The 15,249-nt window shown below is 35.4% G+C and carries 19 protein-coding genes and 1 tRNA gene; 10 read left to right on the top strand and 10 right to left on the bottom strand.

Annotation, left to right across the window (positions count from 1 at the left end; genetic code table 11):
- Positions 1–24: 24 nt before the first annotated feature.
- On the bottom strand, positions 25–525 hold the full coding sequence (locus tag GLW08_RS09305) for a shikimate kinase (RefSeq protein ID WP_160848350.1): 501 nt from the start codon (positions 523–525) through the stop codon (positions 25–27).
- Positions 526–682: 157 nt separating this feature from the next.
- On the opposite strand from GLW08_RS09305, the gene comGA reads away from it, so the two are divergent.
- The 8 genes from comGA to GLW08_RS09265 all read left to right on the top strand — a co-directional run bounded on the left by comGA (position 683) and on the right by GLW08_RS09265 (position 4,697).
- A complete protein-coding gene (gene comGA / locus GLW08_RS09300; protein ID WP_160848349.1) occupies positions 683–1,690 on the top strand; it encodes a competence type IV pilus ATPase ComGA in 1,008 nt (335 codons plus the stop codon).
- Entirely contained in the window at positions 1,656–2,717 is a 1,062-nt protein-coding gene (gene comGB / locus GLW08_RS09295) for a competence type IV pilus assembly protein ComGB (protein WP_160848348.1), read from the top strand. The genes comGA and comGB overlap by 35 nt, the downstream gene beginning before the upstream one ends.
- A 15-nt stretch (positions 2,718–2,732) precedes the next feature.
- The gene (gene comGC / locus GLW08_RS09290) at positions 2,733–3,038 is read left to right on the top strand and encodes a competence type IV pilus major pilin ComGC (protein ID WP_160848347.1); all 306 of its coding nucleotides are present in this window, start codon (positions 2,733–2,735) and stop codon (positions 3,036–3,038) included.
- Positions 3,028–3,465 carry a competence type IV pilus minor pilin ComGD gene (comGD, locus tag GLW08_RS09285; RefSeq protein ID WP_160848346.1) on the top strand — a complete coding sequence of 146 codons (438 nt, stop codon included), beginning with the start codon at positions 3,028–3,030 and terminating at the stop codon, positions 3,463–3,465. Before comGC ends, comGD begins: the two co-directional genes overlap by 11 nt.
- Positions 3,449–3,793, top strand: coding sequence for a hypothetical protein (locus GLW08_RS09280; protein ID WP_160848345.1), 345 nt, complete (start codon positions 3,449–3,451; stop codon positions 3,791–3,793). The genes comGD and GLW08_RS09280 overlap by 17 nt, the downstream gene beginning before the upstream one ends.
- Positions 3,774–4,208: a competence type IV pilus minor pilin ComGF gene (gene comGF, locus GLW08_RS09275; RefSeq protein ID WP_160848344.1), complete on the top strand. Its 435-nt coding sequence runs from the start codon at positions 3,774–3,776 to the stop codon at positions 4,206–4,208. The genes GLW08_RS09280 and comGF overlap by 20 nt, the downstream gene beginning before the upstream one ends.
- Positions 4,174–4,572 carry a hypothetical protein gene (locus GLW08_RS09270; protein ID WP_160848343.1) on the top strand — a complete coding sequence of 133 codons (399 nt, stop codon included), beginning with the start codon at positions 4,174–4,176 and terminating at the stop codon, positions 4,570–4,572. Before comGF ends, GLW08_RS09270 begins: the two co-directional genes overlap by 35 nt.
- Positions 4,573–4,625: 53 nt before the next feature.
- Positions 4,626–4,697, top strand: a tRNA-Gln gene (locus GLW08_RS09265).
- 104 nt (positions 4,698–4,801) lie between these two features.
- Here the strand turns inward: GLW08_RS09265 and GLW08_RS09260 are convergent.
- Positions 4,802–5,188 (bottom strand): Spx/MgsR family RNA polymerase-binding regulatory protein, encoded by a 387-nt coding sequence (locus GLW08_RS09260; protein WP_160848342.1) that lies wholly within the window; start codon positions 5,186–5,188, stop codon positions 4,802–4,804.
- A gap of 340 nt (positions 5,189–5,528) precedes the next feature.
- On the opposite strand from GLW08_RS09260, the gene GLW08_RS09255 reads away from it, so the two are divergent.
- A complete protein-coding gene (locus GLW08_RS09255; protein ID WP_160848341.1) occupies positions 5,529–5,771 on the top strand; it encodes a DUF2626 domain-containing protein in 243 nt (80 codons plus the stop codon).
- A 47-nt stretch (positions 5,772–5,818) separates the two neighbouring features.
- Here the strand turns inward: GLW08_RS09255 and GLW08_RS09250 are convergent, their stop codons facing one another.
- Entirely contained in the window at positions 5,819–6,901 is a 1,083-nt protein-coding gene (locus GLW08_RS09250; protein WP_160848340.1) for an SAM-dependent methyltransferase, read from the bottom strand.
- A 266-nt stretch (positions 6,902–7,167) separates the two neighbouring features.
- Complete coding sequence (locus GLW08_RS09245; RefSeq protein ID WP_160848339.1) at positions 7,168–7,794, bottom strand: MBL fold metallo-hydrolase; 627 nt, start codon at positions 7,792–7,794, stop codon at positions 7,168–7,170.
- A gap of 166 nt (positions 7,795–7,960) precedes the next feature.
- On the opposite strand from GLW08_RS09245, the gene GLW08_RS09240 reads away from it, so the two are divergent.
- Entirely contained in the window at positions 7,961–8,143 is a 183-nt protein-coding gene (locus GLW08_RS09240; RefSeq protein WP_036818737.1) for a DUF2759 domain-containing protein, read from the top strand.
- A gap of 67 nt (positions 8,144–8,210) precedes the next feature.
- Here the strand turns inward: GLW08_RS09240 and GLW08_RS09235 are convergent, their stop codons facing one another.
- The 6 genes from GLW08_RS09235 to GLW08_RS09210 all read right to left on the bottom strand — a co-directional run bounded on the left by GLW08_RS09235 (position 8,211) and on the right by GLW08_RS09210 (position 15,248).
- Positions 8,211–8,981 (bottom strand): ABC transporter permease, encoded by a 771-nt coding sequence (locus tag GLW08_RS09235; RefSeq protein WP_160848338.1) that lies wholly within the window; start codon positions 8,979–8,981, stop codon positions 8,211–8,213.
- A 21-nt stretch (positions 8,982–9,002) separates the two neighbouring features.
- The gene (locus GLW08_RS09230) at positions 9,003–9,701 is read right to left on the bottom strand and encodes a phosphate ABC transporter ATP-binding protein (RefSeq protein WP_237458378.1); all 699 of its coding nucleotides are present in this window, start codon (positions 9,699–9,701) and stop codon (positions 9,003–9,005) included.
- 5 nt (positions 9,702–9,706) lie between these two features.
- On the bottom strand, positions 9,707–10,807 hold the full coding sequence (locus GLW08_RS09225) for a hypothetical protein (RefSeq protein ID WP_160848337.1): 1,101 nt from the start codon (positions 10,805–10,807) through the stop codon (positions 9,707–9,709).
- Positions 10,808–11,078: 271 nt separating this feature from the next.
- Positions 11,079–11,975, bottom strand: coding sequence for a M14 family metallopeptidase (locus GLW08_RS09220; protein ID WP_160848336.1), 897 nt, complete (start codon positions 11,973–11,975; stop codon positions 11,079–11,081).
- 113 nt (positions 11,976–12,088) lie between these two features.
- Positions 12,089–13,972, bottom strand: a complete 1,884-nt coding sequence (locus GLW08_RS09215; RefSeq protein ID WP_160848335.1) for an LTA synthase family protein — start codon at positions 13,970–13,972, stop codon at positions 12,089–12,091.
- Positions 13,973–14,285: 313 nt separating this feature from the next.
- Positions 14,286–15,248, bottom strand: coding sequence for an ROK family glucokinase (locus GLW08_RS09210; protein ID WP_160848334.1), 963 nt, complete (start codon positions 15,246–15,248; stop codon positions 14,286–14,288).
- Between the last annotated feature and the right edge of the window lies 1 nt (position 15,249).

The following is a 15,249-nucleotide window of genomic DNA, read 5'->3' as shown; positions in this document are numbered from 1 at the left end:
GCATTTATTACTATTATGTCCTTGTTAGGAGAATTTCATAACATCTTCAATCTCATAAATGATATCTTCCACTTCTTTATCATCTGTTTCAACTATATAATGAGAAAATTGTTTATACATTGGTAAACGTCTTTCATATAAAGCTTTTCGTTTATTCAAATCTTGATTCCAAAGTGGACGATTTTTATCTTCTTGAAGCCGTTGACTTATTGTTTCAAAATTTGTATGTAAATATACTATGATTCCATCTTCATCCATGATATCCTTGTTTCTTGTTTTCTCAATTATGCCACCACCAGTTGCAACGACCGCTTCTATACCGCTCAGCTGCTCTAATGCATTTGATTCATAATGTCTAAAGCCCTCCTCCCCTTCATCAGCAAATATAGCTGGGATAGCTTTTTCTGTATATTCTTCTATATACGAATCCGTGTCAAAGAAAGAAATGCCTAAGGAAGTGGCTAGATTTTTTCCTACACTCGATTTTCCACTTCCCATAAAACCAATCAGATAAATTTTCATCATAGTCTACTCCTTTCATTTCAAGTACATCTTAATGATTCATTATAGCGAATATACAAGGTTCATTTCCAAGAAAAAATTTTTAAAAGAAAAAAGGAATATAAGAGTTTTTGTCGAAAGTAAGTAACTGGAGTTAAAAACAGGAGGTGTTATATGAAAAATGAATGTGTCACAAGAAACCGATGAACTTCTCTCCAATGCTATTTCCTCACAAGCATCAGATATCCATTTTTGTCCGTTTGGAGATAATGTATTTATCTATTATCGTATCCATGGAAATCGAATTCACAAACAAACCCTCTCCCTCTCCAAATATGAACAACTCCTCTCCTATTTGAAATTCACATCTGGTATGGACATTGGAGAAATACTAATTCCTCAAAACGGAGTTTCCTTTCTTAAGGAGGATAAAGAGTCCTACGCTTTGCGATTATCAACGCTACCCGTCCAATCAACTGAAAGTCTAGCCATTCGAATTCTCCCTCAAAGACAAGTACCACAGCTAAATGAACTATTTTTATACCCTAACCAGTTACAACGCATTAAGTCTTGGATGAATCACAGGGCAGGGCTGGTTTTATTCACAGGCCCCACAGGAAGTGGCAAAACAACTACATTATACGCATTACTTCAATCACTTTTAGCGGAACGGTCAGTTCAAACGATTACGTTAGAGGACCCCATTGAAAATCAACTCAAAGATATTCTCCAAGTACAGGTAAATGAAAAAGCAGGTATTGATTACAACGCAGGTTTAAAAGCTGCTTTACGTCATGATCCTGATATTCTCATGGTAGGAGAAATAAGAGATGCTACGACAGCTAAATTTGCTATCAGAGCAGCGCAAACTGGCCACCTTGTGTTGTCGAGCTTACATGCTAAAGACGCATTTGGTACACTATCAAGAATGTTGGAAATGGGTGTCACAAAAACGGATCTTCAGCAAACCTTAGTAGCCGTAGCATCCCAACAACTACTACCACTCCTTCAACATGATGAGGTAAGTACTCCACACACTAGAGCAGCTATTCTGGAGCTGTTAGATAACAATCATTTATTAAATGCCTTTAATGGAATATCTCCTTACCAAGATCAATCCTTCCCATCTTTTCCTCGTTTAAGGAGGAAAGCCTATGCGCTTGGCTACATTTCAAAGCAAATTATTTAAGTCTTGGTTTCAGCATTCTGTACCTTTACGTAAACAAGAACGATTTCTTAAGAGACTCTCTCTTCTTATCGGGAGAGGATACCCCCTTGTTTCCGCTTTGGAAGTTTTACAATTTGATCCCCAACAAAAGGCACTAGTTACAAGCATTAAAGACGGTTTATTGTCAGGCCAATCCCTTGATCAAGTTTTATCCTCACAAGGATTCTCAAAATATGTCGTATCCTATCTTTATTTTTCAAAAGCTTATGGGAATTTGCGACATGCTTTAGATCAAAGCGTTCAATTAGTGATGAAGCAGCAAGAATTCATCCTTAAAGGAAAAAAGGCAATACAATATCCAGCTATTTTATTGTTTATCATGATTAGCTTGATTATATTTGTCAAAGCTCATTTACTTCCTTCCTTTATCAGTCTTTTTTCGTCAATGAATATAACTGAAACAGATTTGTTAAACACAGTGAAATGGATGGATCGATTCCTTTATGGTTTTATCATTCTTATCAGTACCTTAATCGTAACCAGTATCGTGTGGAGCATTCTCTCTCGTTATATTTCTTTCCAAAATCGCCTCACCATTTATCAAAACCTCCCAGTATTTAGAACCTTTCTTCAAAAACAAACTACATTCTTATTTGCTTATCACTTGAGCTCATTGCTTTCAATAGGGCTTCCAATCCAAAAGTGTTTACTTATTATGAAAACCCAGCAGCATTTTCCTATCCTCAGTTGTTATTCCAGTTCTCTATACACAGGATTAAGCGAAGGTGAGGGATTTCATATATTAATTTCAAACCAATATTTTTTAGAAAAAGATTTAGCAACAATCATCCAGAGAAATCAACATGATGGAAACCTTGAAATGGATTTAGACATTTATGCTCACTGGATGATGGAGGAAATTCAATTCATCATTCATCGTATTTTAAATTGGATTCAACCCTCGTTATTTCTGTTTTTAGGTATATTAATTATGGTTATTTACGCATCTATCATGATGCCCTTATTCCAATGGATGAATCAAATGTAGAGAGGAAGTTCCATTATGAAAAATGAAAAAGGCTTTACACTTATCGAGATGTTAATTGTTTTGATGATCATCTCTACTTTATTACTCATCACCATTCCACATATTTCTACAAACAATTCTGTGGTTCAGAACAAGGGATGTGAAGCATTTATTAAGCTCGTAGAAACACAAGCCCACACTTATGAAATGGATAAAGGGGAGTTTCCAGAGAGTATTAATGTTCTAATGTCTGATGGATATTTAGAAAGTGAAACTTGCCCTAATGGAGACGAACTAATAATGGAAGCTAATGGGCTAGTTAAGCGAAAAAGTGAAGAATGATGCACCTCTTCACCGTAATGGTTTCACATTAGTAGAAATGCTGATGGTTTTATCTATTTGGACAGTGCTATTGTCTATTACAATTCCACTATCAACATCCATCTATAGAGAATACAAAGAGGACCTGTTTTTAAAGCAATTAAAAACGGATATCCTCTCCATACAACAAGATACAATGACAGAAGGAGAAACCTATAGTGTATTTCTAAAAAAGGATCATTACGAAATATATAATCACCGTTTAATACGAGAAGTACCATATCCCAAGGGGTGGTGGATCGAAACGTTTACCTCCACAAATAAAATTTATTTTGATGTAAATGGAAGAATCAGATCACCTGGAACGTTTTATATACGTACGCCAACGAAGTCTTATAAAATGGTTTTTCCATTTGGAAAAGGAAGGTTTTATGTTACAGAACGATAAAGGCTACTTAGCGATTACTGGATTATATGCTTTCTCCATATATATTTTTGTAATGTTATTCCTACTCCCCTCCCTCTTAACCATCCACAAAGAGCAACTACAATTTGAAGAAAATCGTATGATGATGCATCTGCTTCATAGTGAGTTGCAATATGTCATATGGGATTCCACAACCATTTTCCCTACTTCTTATTCAAAAATTCACGAACAAAACCATATTTTTTTCACCTTTAAACAGGAAACAAACTTAATAAAAGGATGCGTAAAATGGGAAAACAAACGGAAAAAAGAATCCCAGGAATGTTTCTATGCAAAAACCTATGATTAAAAACGGTTTTACGTTCATTGAAGCATTATTTGCATTGATCCTCTCCCTCCTTATTCTTAGTAGTTTACCTTTTGTCGTAAAACAAATAGCCACTTATAAACCATACTCTACATTGAAAGATATGGATGCGAATCAATTATTTCACTTTATTCAAGATGAGATTCATAAAACGATTCACCTCACTCATACTCCTAGAGGAATTGATCTTCTTCAATCAGACGGAAAGCGAATAACGATTGAACAATATGGATCTAGTGTACGTAGACAAGTAAATGGTCAAGGCCATGAAATATTAATACACGACGTCACAGACTTCCATACCGTATCAGAAAATGAGTATATCCTAGTAATGTCTGTTACTACCACTAAGGGGGATTCTTATGAAAAAGTTTTCAGCCTTATTCCAGAACGATAATGGATATGTATTACCTCTACTTCTTGCATTAACAACATTCACCTTGATTATTATCTCAGCGTTATTACTTGAACTCCAACACAGTCAGCTATTCACTAAAAATGAAAGAGAACAAATTCAACTCGAAACCTTGTTTCAAATGGCACATGCAACCGTGCTTCAAAAATCAAGGGAGCAATCATTTCAGTTGGATCAACATTACGTATATGAGTACCCTTATGGTCATGCAACAGTACGAGGAAGTTTACAAGATGATCAAAACATTCGAGTCGAATATCACATTAAGACTAAAAATAATAGTACGAAAGGAGTTGTACAATATATATCATTCCCATCTTTACAAACCAACCTTGAAAAAAATTAATTTTCTACGTATAAGATTGGGAGAAAGTTGGTAAGATATTATTGTATTTCCATTGGGCTATAGCCAAGCGGTAAGGCAGCGGATTTTGATTCCGTCATGCGAAGGTTCGAATCCTTCTAGCCCAGTTCTACTATTATACAAAACACCCTGGCATCGTTTGCCAGGGTGTTTTGTATATTCATCAACATTTCATATAAATGTTTATATTTACAAGGGAGAGGTAATTAATTTATGAAATATTAGATAAAAGGAAATCCTGTTTTACTTTTGCAATACTCTTCAAACCATCTTCGTTATATCCCACTACTAACTTTTCGCCATCGGTTACAATTGGCCTTCTTAACAATTTAGGTTCATTCATCACCAATTCTATAAATTCTGAAATGCTTAAATTATCTACATCAACGTCTAATGATTTATAAGTTTTTCCACGTGTCGCCAATATTTCGTCGATACCGTTTGTTGTTAATTGTAATATTTCTAATAATTCGTCATACGTTGGAGTTTCACGAAAGATGTGACGTTCTTTAAAAGTAACCTCCTGATTTTTCAACCATGCCTTTGTTCTTCTACAAGATGTACAACTAGGATACGTATAAAATTTCAATTCACTCATGTATAAATCTCTCCTTTTTTATGTCTCAAGGAATTCTGTTATATACATTGTATAATTTTTGTTCAACATTTGTACACTTATTTGCTTGAAATTTCTTTGAATTTTTTTGAAAAAGAAGTGTTTATAAATGATTAAGAAGTGGTATGACATAATTTAAAATAGAATTATTTATGTTAAAGGATTAAGTATAATTTTATGTAAAGAAGTAAATAACTAATATATGTCTACATGCTATAATTGAATTATCGATGCTGTTTACATGAATACATTTACAATCTTGCTTAAGTCGTTTATAATTACCATGATAAGTCACCTTTGGGATAAAGGAGGGGGATTCGGTATGGATCGTATGTTCCGCGTACTTGCCTTTTGGACAGGAATTTTCACTGTTATGTTTTTTGTCGGTGAAATGCCAGACGCGACGATTTTATTCTTAGTTCAAACAGTATTTTTCATAACATTAAGTTATCTCAAACTATCCGAGCGTATGTATATGTACATATTTGGCGCTTATTTAACGGTCTTCTTTATCGGATTTACGTATTATACTGCATTCTTATTAACCCCATCATTTGGGCACTAAAAAAAAGCTCCTGCGTTTTATCAATTAAACGCAGGGTTTTTTTTGTTCTAGGAACATACAAGACTTACATTCTTTGATTGAATACATACGTCAAAGCTGTTTGTCATTTGGTCGCCTAATACAAAAGATCGTATTGCGCGATTTTGTTTTTGATTACAGGAAAATGGGTCCCCATTGGTATTTGTTTTCAAATGGTCAAGAATTCCCAATTGGAGGAGCCATTCATTCTGTTTTGTTCTACTTACTGATTGTAATCCTTTTTCTTCAGAAATTTTTTCCCATGTATCCCAATGTACATGATGTGTGATATCGTAAGCTCCAGGTTTCTCCAAAATGTTATCAATAACTTGATGACTTTTGTACCCTCTTAGACTACCATTCCTTCTTGATGGTTGAGAGCATTCATGATGCGTATAACCATAATCAACCGTCACGATTATCCCCTTCTTTAAATAGGAGGAAAGAGATGATGCCTGCTCACTCATATATAAAGGGACTTCCATTTTTTGTCCATCCTTAAACTTATATTCATAGTCATCCAAGAACTTTGTAATTACTTCATCGGCAGGACGTTTCGCTTCAATTAATTTATTATCACGAACAGATATTCCTATTTCATAAATTACCCCTTGCTCTTTTTTGACTACTTTAACAGGTTGTGCATCTAACCATTCATTTGAAAAAAATATCCCAGAAAAACCGACACGTTCTTCTCCCCAAGCTGTTAGTGAATCATAAACTCTACACTCCTGAAAATCATTAACTAATTCACTTGCTATTCGTTGGTTCGCTGTGCTTATATCTATTAAATCATACTTAAAATCCCTTTTTAAGTTAGCTAATGTTTCACATACAGTCCGTGCAAAACGACCATCCCCTCCACCAATTTCACATATATGCAAAGGCAAGCGAGCACATCTGGCCACCCTATCAAAATAATAAGCAACTAATTTTCCAAAGATTTCGCCTACATGGCTAGAGGTATAAAAATCACCTTTTGTCCCTATTTTCGTTCGCTGCTTTTGATAATATCCATGAACAGGATGATAAAGAGCATACGAAATAAAGGTATCAAAAGGCATAAACGTTTCATTTTGTTCTTGCATTAGATTTTGTATGAATTTTTCCATTTTTTCCTCCTCCCATAGAAAATCGGAAAAGCTGCTCCGAAACTTGAAATGTTGATCGTAACCTCCCACCATCGTCCGCTCTAGTCCGGCTAAAGCACAGCACCACACCCCATTGAATAACTTTTCTTCTTGCCTATTTTTCCTGTCACTAATAATCAACACTTTTGTTTACCTTAGCCTATAAGATAAATAAAAAAGCAAGCATGTCCTAGTTGTTATTCATAGGTATGCCTGCTTTTTCTTATATATGATGATTTTCCTTAGACCTAGTTTAGAAAAGGGTTGTTTTTCCTTTCTTCTTCCACTGTAGTCATATTTCCATGACCTGGACAAATTTCCATATCGTCAGGTAAATCCATTAATTGCGTTTTAATGCTTGATAATAGTGTTTCCATATTTCCTCCAGGTAGATCTGTTCTTCCAATACCTCCAGCAAATAGTGTATCCCCTACGACTGCATAGCCTGCTTCATGGAAGACAAACGAAATACTCCCAGGTGAGTGACCAGGTGTATAACGAATTTCAAATAAAAATCCTTCTACTTCCATAGTACCTTTATCGATAAAGTGTTCAGCTTTTCGAGCGGTGATGCTCGATGTAACCATCCCAAATAAGGCTGATCCGTTTTTTTCAGGATCCATTAACCAGTTTTGTTCTTCCTCATGCATATACACTTCAATATTGAAGTGATCTCTAATTTCATCAAGAGCACCAATATGGTCAAAATGTGCATGCGTAAGTAAAATAGCAACTGGTTGTAACTCTCTTCGTTCAATCATTCGAATTAACTTATCGGCCTCTCCACCCGGATCTACAATAAGTGCTCTCTGATCTTCTTTGATAACATAACAATTCGTTCCTAAAGGCCCTAGTGGCAACTGTTCTAGTTTCATTAAAATACCCCCTGAAATAATGTATAAAACTACTAATAATATCTCGACAAACAGAGAAAAGTCGTTTAAAATGTATGAGAAGAATAGAAAAGATACATATTAATTATAGTAAATGAAGATGTTTACCATCTGCAATAGTAGATGTGTAAAAAGGAGGTTAGGGAATATGACATTAGCAATCATGATGTTATTCGTTACAATTCTTTGCGCAGTGGCAGTTTTCCGTGAATTAAAAACAAAAAATCTATTCGCAGTAGCCTTTGCTGGTATTTCCACGTTAGTATTTGGGTTCTTTTCCATTATGACGATTATTTCTCAGTTCACAAGTAGCGGTGGCGGAGGCCACTAATACACTAATAATGTCCAATCCTCTCAATTGCTATGAGAGGATTTTTTATTAGTCACATCCTTATTCCCTAATCACTTTCCATTTGCTTTAGTTGCATACGATCATTGTAAAAATAACGGTATGTCATTAATGTAATATAAATAGCACTTATGGATACTGCCGAAAAAATACTTAACGAGATGACTAATTGATACTTTATCGCTGTTACAGGATTTACGCCTCCGAGAATCAAACCTGTCATCATTCCGGGCAATTGAACAAGCCCAATTGTCTTCAATTTATCCACATTAGGAATTAAAGAAGATTGTAATGTTTGTTGTAGAATAATCTTTGAAGATTGATTTGGTTTAGCCCCAAGCGATAAAGCTGCCAGAATTCGTCCCTCATTCTCTCTAAATTCACTTTTCATTCTTTCTAAAGCTAATCCCATCGCCACCATGCTATTGCCTATAACCATACCGCTCATCGGAATTACCTGGGATGGAGTAAACTCAATCATGCCTGCTAAAAGCCATAAGGAAAGAACACTAATCTCAATAAGAATCAATCCTATAAAAATCGTTGCTAACATCCTTGGAATACCTTCACCCTTTTTCCTTGCATGAAAACTAGCAACTGTGATCATAACAGATAGCATGAGGGGAATACCTTGAATAGCAGGTAAATCAAATAAGAAATTTAGAGCATATCCTATAAGAAATAACTGCACTGCTCCTCTTATTGAAGACCAGACAATATCTTTTTTTAATCCCAACTGATAATAGTAGGATAACCATAATGGTACGAGCACGAATATAAATAAAAAGAGTAACGATTGATTGGAAATATCCGGGGACATTGGCACAACTCCTTCAACGATTTAAGCCAGAAATGACTGTAATGATTCTGTAGTGGGGTTTTGGAGCATAGTTGAGATAGGTCCTGATTCTAAAATCTCCCCTTCTGAAAGGAACAAACCTTTATCTCCTAACCTTTTAGCCTGTCTTAGGTTATGGGTAACCATAATCATCGTTAGTTGATTTTCTTGAATTAGGCATTCTAATACCTCTTCTATCTCTTCGATAGTATGCTGGTCTAATGCACTAGTAGGCTCATCTAGTAATAATACATCTGGCTTATTAGCAAGTGTCCTAGCCAATGACACCCGTTGTTGCTCTCCCCCTGATAAATGATTTACATCCCGATTTTTGTATTCAGCTGGAAGTTGTACATAAGACAAAAGTTCTTCTGCTTCCTTCTCTCTCCACTTCCCTCTTAAAGATGGACCATACTTAATATTTTCAAGTACAGTTCCCGGAAATAGATGAGGCGCTTGCATAACCAAACCAGCTTGAGTTCTGAGGTTAGGGATATGATAGGAAGAAAGAGACTTACCATTGAAGAGAATCTCTCCACTATCCGGATCCTGCAATCGGTTAAACAAATGCAATAAGGTGCTTTTACCAGCACCTGAAGGACCAAATATTATTACCTTCTCCCCAGTTTCTATTGATAAGTTAATATTTTGTAGAGGTCCTTTACTGACATTTTGAAAAGAATACATCGTTTGAGTACTCAATATACTCACCTCTCGTTGTATATGATTTGCCGCACATGTTGTTCGTCTACATCAATAAGTTTCGTTGATTGGTACCCCATTAGACAATACTTCCCTGACGGGGAACATTTAATAGGGGTATGTTCAACATTATTTTGGATTACCCGCTTAATATCCTCTTTAGGATTATAGGTGATTAACTTATAGGATTCCTCGTATTCGAATAAAGATGCAGCATATTTAGGAGCGTACGTATAAAGTGTGTTCGTTTTCTCATGCCATTCATAAGAAGGCGTCCAATAATAACCTGAATTGGATTGCAACATGGGAATTGTGAAGGATGATTGAAGTTTTTTTGTCTCTTTATCATGGAATTGAAATTGCATTTGTTCCTGTTCAGCATTTACTTTTAACAACAAGTATGAATCAACACTAGCTTCAAATCCATTAACTTGATGAGAGTGTACCTGTTTCTTACCATTTTGTATGGTATATTGATAAATATCAGCCTGTAAATTCATACCTTCTCCCCATTCAAAATAAACGACTTGGGATGGGGATAACCACCTTACATACGGGTTTACAGGGATTGCTTCAAATAGTTTGCTTTGGTTCACATCAAATGGTACGACTTTTGTTTGCTGTGCTCCTAAATATAAAGAGAGTAAACCTTTTTCTTCCACAAAGGGATTCCAAGCTACTGTTACCTTTTGCACATGTTTTTCTGTACTGTATAACTCTTCCCCCTTTTGATTAATAATGGTTAATACCGTTTGGTTTTGCTTCCCTGTTGCCTCTAAAAAAAGATAAGTTTGATTGGTACTAGTAACTACTTTAGAAATAGGTTCTTGAGAAATATATATAACTTCCTTTTTGCCCGTTACAATATTATAAGACACGAGTTCCGTTTCCTCGTATAGAGACCTAGTGTAAACCACAGTTTGATCATCTAACCACGTTTGTACTTGAACTAAATCAGGCTCCACAATTGTTTTAATGCTGGACTTCATTTTCTGCTTATCTTCTAAACTCATGGTATTGTCATGATGCATTAATGCCCTTCGTTCCAATTGATTACATGCAGTCATAATCAATAAAAAAAGAAGAAGCAAAATCGCTTTCTTCATTGAGTTTCACCTCGTTTATTCTACATACAAATTATGCCACTTTCGTATCTTACTAGTAAAGAATTATCTAACAATTATGATAAAGAAAACTCGGAACACCTGTTTAGCGACATATGTACTGCGGCCTAAAGGTCACAGGTGCGTTTAATGTTGGTGCGTAACACACAAAAACACCGGCGATGCAATGTTAACTTATTATCGAGAAGTTAGGAGAGTTATACTAGGTACATGGCTCTGAAGCTAGAATCGAAGGATCACAACATTTCTTGACTCATAAACAAAGACTTCTCATACATATCCTACTTACTTGCTTTTCTTGGTAGTTAAAGGTTGACCATGGTAAAGGATTGATCCCCTTACCGACCTCAACTGTATAAGCTTCTTTTTTAAAATGTTGGATATACCAGTCTTTATAGCCAGCATGACTATCGATTGTACGTATTGGAAGATAACCACTAATTCTTTGAAAATCCTCAACTACCTCCTTTGATCTAGAAGGTTCAGCTTGATTATATCCATAATAAATGACTTCTCCTTGACTGTGAAACGCTAATACACGATCAAATGAATGTTGAATAGATAATTGATACATCGCTCTAGACTCAGGTTCAGATAAAGGATAATATCCTGGAAAGTCTCGGAATGATGGAAGTAAAGGTTTTCTTTTTTGCTCTATCTCCCAATGAGCAGGAAATTGATTATTTAAGTCCACTCCTCTAATATTGGCTTTCCAAGAAGTAAAGGTTACATGTTTATATTGATTATTTATTTTTTCAACAACAGGTTTATACATCCCTGCAACGGAAGAACCGTGATGGAATAAATCGACTCCATCGGGATTAACCATTGGAACAACAGATAACTTAGTTTGATGGTAAATACTTTGTGCATAGTCTTCATCGATAAGAATATCCTCAGCAATTGCATGACAAAATCTCTCCAATGACTTCAATAGGAGTGGTGTTGTAATCCATTCATTAGCATGAAATGATCCATTCCAATGAATTTTCTTCACACCCTCCCCTACGCTTAATTCATAGATTGGGGTACCTAACAAAGACGTACCAATCACATTCAATTTAATAAATGGGTATTTACGTTGAAGTTCAACCAAATGATTCATGCAAGAATTAGAATCATATTTACTTTGAAAACGTATCTCGCTCATTATATGAGTCTCCTTTTCCATTAAATCATTTTGAACCATTATATAACTTCTTTTCGAGTAGAAGAACAAAAAACGCTTGCTACATTTAAGTAGCAAGCTGAAATAAGTGTTTACTAATTGGATTTTACCTCTGTCTCTACTTCATTATATTCTGCATTATAAAAACGCAACAAATCTCCATAAATAATGCTATCTGAATAATCTAACTCCTGCTGAGCTTTGGCCACTAATGGCTTACATTTTTCCATAGGAACTTCTTTACCTGATTTACGATTGTAACAAGTATCTCTTGTGTATAGATAATCTTGTGTAATAAAACTTCCATCTCGCAAGACAACGAATGGGTCTACATCATCCGTAAACAAATCTGTACCAAAATCTACTCCATTTTCAGTTTCAATCCCCATCATACTTAGAACAGTTGGCTTCATATCCATCTGACCACTCACCTTTGAAATAGTACGATCATTCTCATGACCTGGGATGTGTACAATAAAAGGTACACGTTGGAGCTGTATATGATCAAAAGGAGTAATCTCTTCCTTACCAAGGTATTGGCTCATCGCTTTATTATGGTACTCACTAATACCATAATGATCCCCATATATGATGATGATTGAATCTTTATATTCGCCGGATTCCTTTAGTTTCTGGAAAAATTGTTTAATTGCCTCGTCTGTGTACCGAGCAGTAGTAAAATAGTTATTTAAGGTTTTCGAGTTAGAATCGAACTTATCAATGTTTTGCTTATCCTCTGGTAACTCAAACGGGAAGTGGTTAGTCAGTGTTATAAATTTGGCATAGTAAGGCTCTTCCATGGATTTCAGATATTTTATAGACTGATCAAAGAACGCTTTATCACTTAACCCCCATCCAATGGTATTCTCATCGTTCACATTATAAGCGGTTTCTGAATAAAACTCATCGTATCCGAGCGTGTCATACATAACACTACGGTTCCAAAAGCTCTTGTTGTTGGCATGAAAGACTGCAGATGTGTACCCATGATCACTGATAATCTCTGGAACAGCATTGAGTTCATTCTGTGAGTGAGTGAAAAACACAGCTCCCCTCGATAATGGATATAGTGAATTTTCGATTACAAACTCAGAATCGGAGGTCTTACCTTGTTCTGTTTGATGATAGAAATTCTCAAAATAATAACTATCGTCGATTAGATCATTCAAGAAGGGGGTTACTTCTTTACCATTTAATTTGTTGTTAATAACAAAGCTTTGCAAGGATTCTGCTGAAATATAAATAATGTTTTTATCTTTTGCAATCCCCTGGAGCTTAGAGTGTTGATCACTTTTAATATTTTTATTGGTATATTCCTCTACTTCTTTTACTTCACTGCCATCTGCTAGAACACGCTGAGCTTTTGATTTTGAATGTAGTGCCACATCATATATATGATAGTTGAACACACCTATATTTTTTACTAAATATTCACGATCAAAAGTTCTTACAAACAACATCGGCCGCTCCATTTCCGCAAGCACCACATTCCCTACTAATAGAGCAACAGCAATGACTGTTGCTCTTAACTTCATTTTCTTTAGAGAAGGTTGAACATCAAGTGATACTTTCTTACTAAGGTAGTAGATAATAGCCACATCTATGAACAATAATAAGTCTGCAGTGTGTACAAGCTGTAAAATACTAGAACCTAAGTCTCCAGCATTGCTCGACTGAAATAGAACAGGAATGGTAAGAAAATCACTAAATGAACGGAAATAAATGACATTAAAATACAATATTAATGATCCTATAAGTGCAATTCTTCTCGTGTATTTGAGTTGTTTTTCTGGTTTAAACCAAACTACTGCAGTAAAAAAGATAAATGCGGTAGCTATTGGGTTGATTAGTAGTATTATTTCTTGTAATGGATTCTCAATTGACAATTCAAATATAAATCGGTACACCATATATGTTTTTATCGCAAATAAAAAAGCAGCGATGGCATAAAAAGGTGTTTTCGTGTATTTATGCAACATGATTTCTTTCCTCCCACATGTTTAAGAACAACTATTTTGTTTTTATTAAAATTCGTTGTAAATTCTATAAACCTATATATCACATAGCATAGTATTCTAAACGACTTACTTACTATATGACGGTCATCACGTAAAAAAAGTTTCACAAACTCTTAACTATTTTTTACATTTGGAATTGTTCTGTGCTAAAGCTACAGCATAAGTAACCTCGACTCTTTACATGCTTGTTGAAAGTCGAGGTTAGAACGAATTTGTCATTATATATTTAACAGATAAAAATCCCTTCCAAACTCTTATTGAAAGGGATTGATTATTATAATTCTTCTTTAGCAAAATATGCTGCACCCATTACTCCCGCATCATTTCCTAGTGATGCCATAACGATTTCAGCTGCATGACTCGTTCGGGTTAGAGCGTATCGATCAAAAACCGCTCTTAGTGGGATAAGAAGTTGGTCGCCAGCTTTAGAAACGCCACCGCCTATAACAATTTTCGATGGATTTAATGCAATCGCTAAATTCGCTATTGCTCTTCCTAGATGTTCAATCACGTAAGCTAAAATATCTTCCGCTACTTGATCTCCATTTGTCGATGCTTCAAACACATCTTTGGCTGTAATGTCTTCCGTTTCTTTTAGCGTATGAGCTAAGGAAGTCTTCTTCCCTTCTTCAATTGCGATTTTAGCTAACTTTGATATAGCCGTTGCTGAAGTAACAGTTTCAAGACAACCTGACTTTCCACAATTACATGGTAAGGGTTTTTCTGTTTCAACTGTCATGTGGCCAATTTCTGCTACAGTACCATTTGCTCCATGTAACAATTGGCCATTTGCAATGATGCCACCGCCAACGCCTGTTCCTAGTGTTACAGCAATCATATGATTGGCTCGATCGCCAGAACCTTTCCAATTTTCACCTAGTGCTGCTAGGTTTGCATCATTTTCTACCCATACTTTATATCCTGAAGCTTGTTTAAGCTCTTCACTTAGATGATAATTCTTCCACCCAACATTAACCGCTTCATGGATCATCCCACTATCTACGTCAATAAATCCTGGAGCACCTACACCTATTGCAGCAAAGTCATCATGCTGATACCCTTTCTCCTTTTGTTTATCTCGAATAGAAATAGCTATGTCAGGAACGACATTTTGTGCTTCATCACTCTTGTTTGTAGGTATTTCCCATTTTTCCATAATAACTCCATCATATGTAATAAATGCGATTTTAACTGTCGTTCCACCTATATCAATACCAATTAAATGTTTTGTACTCACT

This window comes from Pontibacillus yanchengensis (assembly GCF_009856295.1).
Lineage (GTDB): Bacteria > Bacillota > Bacilli > Bacillales > BH030062 > Pontibacillus > Pontibacillus yanchengensis_A.
Note: the sequence above shows the minus strand (reverse complement) of the source record. Positions and strands in the feature narration are given on the sequence as shown.

Excerpts from the sequence above, each read along its gene's own strand:
- comGB (WP_160848348.1), top strand. The coding sequence starts at position 1,656 with ATGCGCTTGGCTACATTTCAAAGCAAATTATTTAAGTCTTGGTTTCAG.
- GLW08_RS09235 (WP_160848338.1), bottom strand. The coding sequence starts at position 8,981 with ATGTCCCCGGATATTTCCAATCAATCGTTACTCTTTTTATTTATATTC.
- comGF (WP_160848344.1), top strand. The coding sequence starts at position 3,774 with ATGCAAAAACCTATGATTAAAAACGGTTTTACGTTCATTGAAGCATTA.
- GLW08_RS09220 (WP_160848336.1), bottom strand. The coding sequence starts at position 11,975 with ATGAGCGAGATACGTTTTCAAAGTAAATATGATTCTAATTCTTGCATG.
- comGC (WP_160848347.1), top strand. The coding sequence starts at position 2,733 with ATGAAAAATGAAAAAGGCTTTACACTTATCGAGATGTTAATTGTTTTG.
- GLW08_RS09305 (WP_160848350.1), bottom strand. The coding sequence starts at position 525 with ATGATGAAAATTTATCTGATTGGTTTTATGGGAAGTGGAAAATCGAGT.
- GLW08_RS09240 (WP_036818737.1), top strand. The coding sequence starts at position 7,961 with ATGACATTAGCAATCATGATGTTATTCGTTACAATTCTTTGCGCAGTG.
- GLW08_RS09255 (WP_160848341.1), top strand. The coding sequence starts at position 5,529 with ATGGATCGTATGTTCCGCGTACTTGCCTTTTGGACAGGAATTTTCACT.
- comGA (WP_160848349.1), top strand. The coding sequence starts at position 683 with ATGAATGTGTCACAAGAAACCGATGAACTTCTCTCCAATGCTATTTCC.
- GLW08_RS09245 (WP_160848339.1), bottom strand. The coding sequence starts at position 7,794 with ATGAAACTAGAACAGTTGCCACTAGGGCCTTTAGGAACGAATTGTTAT.
- GLW08_RS09215 (WP_160848335.1), bottom strand. The coding sequence starts at position 13,972 with ATGTTGCATAAATACACGAAAACACCTTTTTATGCCATCGCTGCTTTT.
- GLW08_RS09250 (WP_160848340.1), bottom strand. The coding sequence starts at position 6,901 with ATGGAAAAATTCATACAAAATCTAATGCAAGAACAAAATGAAACGTTT.
- GLW08_RS09225 (WP_160848337.1), bottom strand. The coding sequence starts at position 10,807 with ATGAAGAAAGCGATTTTGCTTCTTCTTTTTTTATTGATTATGACTGCA.
- GLW08_RS09260 (WP_160848342.1), bottom strand. The coding sequence starts at position 5,188 with ATGAGTGAATTGAAATTTTATACGTATCCTAGTTGTACATCTTGTAGA.
- GLW08_RS09270 (WP_160848343.1), top strand. The coding sequence starts at position 4,174 with ATGAAAAAGTTTTCAGCCTTATTCCAGAACGATAATGGATATGTATTA.
- GLW08_RS09280 (WP_160848345.1), top strand. The coding sequence starts at position 3,449 with ATGTTACAGAACGATAAAGGCTACTTAGCGATTACTGGATTATATGCT.